We start from the raw sequence: 6,847 nt of genomic DNA on the forward strand, positions 1-6,847 counted from the left end.
CTTTTATTAATAGTTTAGTCTACAAATTCTATGCCTAGTTCTGATTCTGATGTTTTTTTTCTTTGTTCTTTGCTTTCCTTGTATGAACCCATTATTTGGCTGCTTTTTACTCCAGTCACAACAAGCATAACTTTTATGGTTCCTTCAAGGTCATCATTTATTTGTGCTCCCCATATCATCCTTGCTTCTGCATCCAGTCTTTCAGATACTATTTCTACAACTTTTCTTGCTTCTTCTAAAGTCATATCTGGTCCGCCGACTACATTTATTAGCGCTCCATTTGCACCTTGTATATCAACATCTAACAAAGGGTTGTTAATGGCCTTTTCTACTGCTTCTGTTGCTCTGTTATCAGAATCTGATTCTCCAACGCCTATTAGTGCTACGCCTCCATCTCCCATTACAGTTCTTATGTCTGCAAAGTCCAGATTTACTAGTCCTGCTTTTGTTACTAGTTCTGCTACTCCTTTTACTGCGTTTGTTAGTAGCTCATCTGCTATTTTAAATGCTGTGTGTAAAGGAAGGTCTGGTGCTAGTTCTAGTAATTTGTCGTTTGGTATCACTATTAGGGTGTCTACATTTTTTCTTAGTGAATCAAGCCCCATCATTGCATTTTCGTATCTTCTTTGTCCTTCCATTCTAAAAGGTATGGTCACTATTCCAACAGTTAGGGCTCCTGAATTTTTGCTTAGTTCTGCAACTATTGGTGCTGAGCCTGTTCCAGTTCCACCACCAAGACCACAGGTTATGAAAATCATATCTGCGCCAGCCATCGTTTGTTTTATTTCATGGCTTTGCTCTCTTGCTGCTTCTTCACCTATTTTTGGTATGCTTCCTGCTCCGAGTCCTTTAGTTAAGTCTCGTCCTATGAGAATTTTCTTATCTGCAGAAGTATATAGTAAGTCTTGTGCGTCTGTGTTGATAGCTATTGTTTCTGCTCCGTGAATTCCTATTTCTGTTATTCTATTTATTGTGTTGTTTCCACCGCCTCCACATCCGAAAACTTTTATTTTTGCTTTTTGTTGGGATAATAATCGTTCTAGTTCTTCGTCTAGTTCGTTTGATTTTCTTTCTATGTTTGTTTGTTTTACGCTTCGGATATCTTCTCGGTATCCTGTGTTGATTTGTTGATCCATTAAGTGCACCTCCCGTTGAATTTGATATATTATGGTTTTTCTTTAATTTCGTATTTAAATTTATTGTTTGTTTGCGTCTGTTTTTTGGGATTTTGTAATTTCTGTTTCTATATTTGTTAATTTTTTGATTTCTTCTTTTAGTTTTTGAGTGTATTCAGGAGGTAGTTCAATTGGTATTTCTATAGTTGCTTTTTTCTCTTTTAGTTCTATTTTTGTTGGTTTTATTCCTACTAGGTCCAGTATTGCTTGTATTTGTTCTTTGGGGTCTTCTATTTTTTTCTTTATTTCTACTTCATATGTTAAGTCTTTTCCTGCTAATGGGTGGTTGAAATCTACTATTGTTCTTCCCGCACTTATGCTTCTAACTATACCTATTTGCCCATCTATGTTTAGTTCTAAACCTACAAATGGTTTGATATTTTGTTGTTTGAATAGTTTCATCGGCATTATTTTTAGAAGTTTTGGATTTTTTTTGCCGAATGCTTTTTCTGTCGGCACATTTATTGTGTGTTTTCCTATATTTTTTCCTTCTATTTCTTCATCCAGTCCAGGAAGTAGGTGTTTTTCTCCTACACAAATTGTTATTGGGTGATATTTGTCTGTGTGATCATGATTATCGTTTGGTCCGTGTTTATGTAGCAGTCCTGCTTCTTCTGCTATTTTTTGTACTGATGTATCAAAGATGGTTGCGTCTTCTGTTATTTTTCCTGTGTATTCTAGTTGTATAAAATCTCCTTTTTTGATTGTCATTTTATGATTTTCCTCCTAGGTGTTCCTTCTAGCTCCGGTTTCGGTTTTTATTAGAAGAATACAGAAAAAGAACAGATATTTATTTATAAATGTTCCGTTATTAATTTTGAATAATTGTGTTAGATTGTGAATTAATAGAAAAGAATTGTGATTTGGAGATTTATCTGTTAAATGTTGTGTTCGTATTGTGCTAGACTTTGTTTTTTTGTTTTTGTTAGATTTTTGCATCACATTTATCAGTTATATGTATGTTATTACTTGTGTATTTGTTAAACATTTTTTTGCTTGTGTTTTTTAGCAGTGTTGTTTGTCAAAGCATAATCTCTGTTGAAGATGAATTTTAAATTGATAAATTTAAAAAGAACAAATCGATTCTGTTTTGTATGGATTCGGATAATGAAAAAGAAAGAAGTCATTTCGATAAATGGGTTGATTTGAAGCCTGAATTTATTAAAAGATATACTGATTTGCTTGGAGAGGAAGGTTTTAATTGTTTTAATGATTATTCTAATCGTTATATTAGAAAAAGTATTCGCGTTAATACTTTGAAAATTAGTGTTAAGGATTTGAAGAAGCGTCTTGAACCTGAATGGAACTTGGAGCAGATTCCTTGGTGCAAGGAAGGTTTTTGGATTACTTATAGGCAAGGTAAGCGTTTTGATATTGGTAATTTGCCGGAGCATCAGCTTGGTTATATTTATGTCCAGGATGCGGCAAGTATGTTACCTCCAGTCGTCTTAAAACCTGAACCTGGAGCGTTGCTGTTAGATACTTGCGCAGCTCCAGGGAGTAAAACGAGTCAAGCTGCAGCATATATGAAAAATACTGGTTTGATTATCGCTAATGATATGCAAGGTAAAAGATTGAGCAGTTTAGGGATTAATTTGCAGAGGTGCGGCGTTCATAATACAATTATTACTAAAATGGATGGAACTAGGATTTTGAAGCAAGGAGAGGGTTTTGATTTTGTCATGGTTGATGCTCCTTGTTCTGGTACTGGCACTATTAGAAGAAATCCTAAAATTTCTAGTATGTGGAGTCCAGGTCTTGTTAAAAGGATGGTCAGAGATCAAAGAAAACTTGCTTTTCATGGATTTAAATTGTTGAAACCAGGAGGCGTCATGGTTTATAGCACTTGCACTTTAGAGCCTGAAGAGAATGAAGGGATTGTTTCTGATTTGTTAGATATGTTTGAGAATGCTGAGCTTTTGGATATTACTTTGGACATTAATAGAAGTCCTGTCGTTGTTGAGTTTGATGGCAGAGTTTACAATTCTGAAGTTTATAAATGTCTTAGAATTTATCCTCAGGATAATGATAGTGAAGGTTTTTTTGTTGCTAAGATTAGAAAAAAAATATGAATGTTGTTTTGTTAGAGAAGAAAAATGTTTAAGTTGATTGTTTTTGATTGTGATGGTGTCTTGTTTGAAGATGTTAAAATTTGGATGCAGATTCATAACATTTATGGCACTTTGAAAGAAGGTGAAATTCTTACAAAGAGATATTTGGATGTGGATTATGAAACTCTTGTTAAGAAAGTAGTTTCTACTCTTTGGAAAGGTAAAGATGCTTCGAAGTATTATGAATTAATTGACAATGTTAATTATATGATTGGCATTTCTGATTTAATGAGTTATGTTGATAAAAATTTTAAAACAAAAGCAATTATTAGTGCGGGAAGTCTTGATTTGGTTAAGAGAGCTCAAAGAGATTTCGGCTTTAATTATATTTTTGCTAATGAACTTGTTATTAAAGAAAATATTATTACAGGAGATTTTGTTGCTACTATAAAAAACGGCGATCAATATAAATCAGAAGTTTTGCATTCTTTGTGTAAAGAATTGAACATTACATTAAATGAGGTCATCTATATTGGCGATACGCATAGAGATAGCCATATTTTTCAAGAAGTTGGTTTGCCTATTGCTTTTAATTGTAATGATGAGCATTTGTTAAAGTATGCTAAAGAGGTTGTTAATAGTGCTGATTTGAGGGATCTTATTCCTGTTCTTGAGAAATATTTAGTTGTGAGAGGATTATGTTAAAATAGTTTATTTTATTCCATAATTTTTTTCAAGGTCTTTTATGTATTGGTGTTTTTTTGTGTCGTATATTATCCCTGGTGGTGAATTGTAAGGTTTTATTTTTAGGAGTGCTTGTATTCCTGGAATTGTTTGTATTATTTTTTTTGTTTCTATTGCAGTTGGCACTATTAAGATTCCTAGCCTATTTTCGTCTTCGTTGAGTATTTGTCTTATTTTTCTGTAAATGCCCTCTGCTGGTTTTTGTATGTCTGTAAGTAAGCAGCCCCCATTACCTGTAAAGCTTGTTAGTGTATAGAGTGTTTGGTTGACAAAGTAGAGATTTCCATTTAGATTTGGTATGTTTTCTAATAGTTTTTTATTGTATATATCCCTATATCCTCTGAGAATGTTTTCTTCTTCATATATTGGTTTTTTCATTTTTCAAATATATCTTGCATTTTTTGTTTGTTTATTAATGATTCTAAATCTTTGAATCCTAGGTATATCGGTTTGACGTTAATTGAGATGTTTTCTTTTATTGTTTTCACCATAAGTTCTGAGAAGTATTCTTTTGCATCATTTACTAAAGCAATTGCATTTTTGTAGTCTTTTTGTTCGTATAAGTCCTTTATTAGTGCGTGTCCTTTGTTGAAGTAAATGGTGTCTTTTATGGTGAATGTTAGTTGTTCTTTTATTTGTTCTTTGGTTTGGGAGTTTCCATTTTCTTTAATATATTTTTTTTCGTTTAATTCTGTTAAATCATCTCTTATTTTCTTGTTGAAATATGTTTTGAGTTGGTCCATCGCGTCATAGAAGTTTGATGAGTTTTGTTCTTTTTGTAATTCTTGTTTTGTTTTTATTTTTGTTATTATTGCTCTTTGTGTTTTGTAATCTCCCGGAATTATTGTATATTCTGCGAGAAGTCCTTTTTGTAGTTGTGGGAATTGGTATGCGTTAATCATTAGTTGTAAACCTTCAGGTTTTATGTAATCTGCAGGTTGTTTTATTTTTGGTCTGGCGACAAATAAGTTACTTTTTTTGCCTTTTCCTATGATTTCTCCTATCATTTTTTATTGATTTACTTACCAGTATATAAATGTTTCGTCATTATAAAGTAGTCATAAGTTATTTTTTTAATATTTTTATATTTATATCAACAGTTATTTTTGTGTTGTGTGTTTTGCGTCATCTTGATGTTTCATTTTTTTATGATGAAGAGTGTTGTTAACAAATTTGTTTTATAAATTTTTGCTGAGAATTTTAGTATTAAAATGTTCACATTTTTATTTTTTGAAAATATTTCAAAGCAAAACATTATTTTAAGAATATTTGTCTAGTAATTAAGTAATTTTCTTATGCTGTAAGAAAATTTTTATACTTTTTGGATTAGTTCTTTTGTAAATTCTAAGAATAATTTTTCTTTTGGCATTTTTAGTATTTCTTCTTTTGTCAGCCAATGTATCTTTGAAAAATGTTCTAGTTCTCCAATTTTTACTTTCTTTTCTGCTTCTTTTTTTATTTTCGCGCTAAATATCACAGAGTATCGAGGATATTCATTAAATGTTTTTTTTAAGAAAAATGGTTTTATTTCCTGTAAATCGTTTTTGTTTAGTGAAATTTCTTCTTTTAATTCTCTTAGCAAACTAGCGCCTGCTTCATCTTCAAAATCACTTCTTCCACCAGGCAAATGAAGTTTATTTTTGAACTTAGTATAACTTGCCCATTCAAGAAATAAAAATTTATTTTCATGGTTTTGTATTAATACATATTCTCCTATTAAACCTAAAAAGTGCATATATATACTATGTCTTAAAGATATATAAACTTTTGCGATAAATTGTCGTAATTTTTCCGATTTCAATCTTGTTAAAGGAGTTTTATTAATTTTATAAATAAAAAATAAAAGAGTTTGTTTGTGAAAAGTTTGTTGCTTTTGTTGATCCAGTTATGTTGAAATTGAGAAAATTCTTTAAAATTTTCTATGTTTTTGAAAACAATCTCTGCAATATACTGGTTTTCCTTCTGTTGGTTTGAATGGTACATCACATTCGTTTCCACAATCAGCACATGTTGCTTTATGCATTTCTCTTGGACCATCATTAAATCTTCTTGGACCATCATTAAATCTTTTTGGTCCGCCTCTATTTCCACTAGGTCTTTTGTTTCCAAAATTTCTTCTTCCGCCGTTAAAGTCTGACATTTTTTTTAGCCTCCTATATTTTTTACACATAGACATATTCAAAAGCTAGGCTTCATAATATGTCAGTTTGTGAATAGAAAAAGTGTTTTTTGCAAGATGTGACTATTTATTTTCTTGCTTTATCTATTTTTCCTCTTAGTAATGCATTGAGGGATTGGTCATTTACTTTTATTACTTGCCATCTTACTCCTGGGATGTCTCCTTTACTTCTGCCCATTGAGCCTCCCATGCATTCTATTACTACTTCGTCGTGTTCATCTACTAATTTTTGTGCTCCATCGCCAGGCAGAAAAGCAGTTACTTGTTTACCGTTTTTTACTAGTTGTACTCTTACACATTTTCTCATTGCTGAATTTGGTTGTTTTGCTTCTCTTTGTACTTTTTCCAGCACTATTCCTGATGCTTGGCTTGATCCTGTTAGAGGATCTGATTTATCTTTTAGACCTAGAACTTTCTTAGCATACCATTTATATTGTTTTCTGCTTGTTGCTCTTCTTTTTTGAAGTTTTGATGCTGAATTTATTCCTGATGCTTTTTTACTCATAGTAGTATCTTGGAATTATTATCTATTTATAAAGGTAGTGATTTTGGAGGCTCTTGTGTTATCCCAAAACTATTTCCCTACGGTGAGTTAAATCAATGTATGAAACTCACAAGAGGGAAACTCATGGAAACAATTAGGCGAAAAAACGAGGGTGAAACTACTTATCAAGTTCGTAAAATTGCTGGCGTGAGTA

The 6,847-nt window shown here is 31.8% G+C and carries 10 protein-coding genes; 3 read left to right on the top strand and 7 right to left on the bottom strand.

Annotated features, from left to right (window positions below; translation table 11 throughout):
• Window positions 1-14: 14 nt before the first annotated feature.
• Together ftsZ and K9L97_02070 are read right to left on the bottom strand one after the other, a co-directional pair.
• Window positions 15-1,136 (bottom strand): cell division protein FtsZ, encoded by a 1,122-nt coding sequence (gene ftsZ, locus K9L97_02065; protein ID MCF7871795.1) that lies wholly within the window; start codon window positions 1,134-1,136, stop codon window positions 15-17.
• Between the two features lie 60 nt (window positions 1,137-1,196).
• Window positions 1,197-1,886, bottom strand: a complete 690-nt coding sequence (locus K9L97_02070) for a peptidylprolyl isomerase (protein MCF7871796.1) — start codon at window positions 1,884-1,886, stop codon at window positions 1,197-1,199.
• 383 nt (window positions 1,887-2,269) lie between these two features.
• On the opposite strand from K9L97_02070, the gene K9L97_02075 reads away from it, so the two are divergent.
• Both K9L97_02075 and K9L97_02080 read left to right on the top strand, forming a co-directional pair.
• Window positions 2,270-3,247 carry an RsmB/NOP family class I SAM-dependent RNA methyltransferase gene (locus K9L97_02075; protein ID MCF7871797.1) on the top strand — a complete coding sequence of 326 codons (978 nt, stop codon included), beginning with the start codon at window positions 2,270-2,272 and terminating at the stop codon, window positions 3,245-3,247.
• A gap of 24 nt (window positions 3,248-3,271) precedes the next feature.
• Complete coding sequence (locus tag K9L97_02080) at window positions 3,272-3,931, top strand: HAD hydrolase family protein (protein MCF7871798.1); 660 nt, start codon at window positions 3,272-3,274, stop codon at window positions 3,929-3,931.
• A gap of 6 nt (window positions 3,932-3,937) precedes the next feature.
• On the opposite strand, the gene K9L97_02085 is transcribed toward K9L97_02080, so the two are convergent.
• From K9L97_02085 to K9L97_02105, 5 genes are all read right to left on the bottom strand, one after another.
• On the bottom strand, window positions 3,938-4,348 hold the full coding sequence (locus K9L97_02085; protein MCF7871799.1) for a hypothetical protein: 411 nt from the start codon (window positions 4,346-4,348) through the stop codon (window positions 3,938-3,940).
• Window positions 4,345-4,977: a hypothetical protein gene (locus K9L97_02090; protein MCF7871800.1), complete on the bottom strand. Its 633-nt coding sequence runs from the start codon at window positions 4,975-4,977 to the stop codon at window positions 4,345-4,347. Before K9L97_02090 ends, K9L97_02085 begins: the two co-directional genes overlap by 4 nt.
• 305 nt (window positions 4,978-5,282) lie before the next feature.
• On the bottom strand, window positions 5,283-5,705 hold the full coding sequence (locus K9L97_02095) for an NUDIX hydrolase (protein ID MCF7871801.1): 423 nt from the start codon (window positions 5,703-5,705) through the stop codon (window positions 5,283-5,285).
• A gap of 174 nt (window positions 5,706-5,879) precedes the next feature.
• On the bottom strand, window positions 5,880-6,110 hold the full coding sequence (locus K9L97_02100) for a DNA-directed RNA polymerase (GenBank protein ID MCF7871802.1): 231 nt from the start codon (window positions 6,108-6,110) through the stop codon (window positions 5,880-5,882).
• 106 nt (window positions 6,111-6,216) lie between these two features.
• Window positions 6,217-6,654 (bottom strand): 30S ribosomal protein S12, encoded by a 438-nt coding sequence (locus K9L97_02105; GenBank protein MCF7871803.1) that lies wholly within the window; start codon window positions 6,652-6,654, stop codon window positions 6,217-6,219.
• Between the two features lie 9 nt (window positions 6,655-6,663).
• Here K9L97_02105 and K9L97_02110 point away from each other — a divergent pair.
• Window positions 6,664-6,847: hypothetical protein (locus K9L97_02110; protein ID MCF7871804.1), on the top strand; the 184-nt coding region annotated here is incomplete at its 3' end.

Source organism: Candidatus Woesearchaeota archaeon, from assembly GCA_021735165.1.
Lineage (GTDB): Archaea > Nanobdellota > Nanobdellia > Woesearchaeales > 21-14-0-10-32-9 > JAIPET01.

Coding starts and splice junctions, on each gene's coding strand:
- K9L97_02075 (MCF7871797.1), top strand. CDS start 2,270: ATGGATTCGGATAATGAAAAAGAAAGAAGTCATTTCGATAAATGGGTT.
- K9L97_02100 (MCF7871802.1), bottom strand. CDS start 6,110: ATGTCAGACTTTAACGGCGGAAGAAGAAATTTTGGAAACAAAAGACCT.
- K9L97_02080 (MCF7871798.1), top strand. CDS start 3,272: ATGTTTAAGTTGATTGTTTTTGATTGTGATGGTGTCTTGTTTGAAGAT.
- K9L97_02085 (MCF7871799.1), bottom strand. CDS start 4,348: ATGAAAAAACCAATATATGAAGAAGAAAACATTCTCAGAGGATATAGG.
- ftsZ (MCF7871795.1), bottom strand. CDS start 1,136: ATGGATCAACAAATCAACACAGGATACCGAGAAGATATCCGAAGCGTA.
- K9L97_02090 (MCF7871800.1), bottom strand. CDS start 4,977: ATGATAGGAGAAATCATAGGAAAAGGCAAAAAAAGTAACTTATTTGTC.
- K9L97_02070 (MCF7871796.1), bottom strand. CDS start 1,886: ATGACAATCAAAAAAGGAGATTTTATACAACTAGAATACACAGGAAAA.
- K9L97_02095 (MCF7871801.1), bottom strand. CDS start 5,705: ATGCACTTTTTAGGTTTAATAGGAGAATATGTATTAATACAAAACCAT.
- K9L97_02105 (MCF7871803.1), bottom strand. CDS start 6,654: ATGAGTAAAAAAGCATCAGGAATAAATTCAGCATCAAAACTTCAAAAA.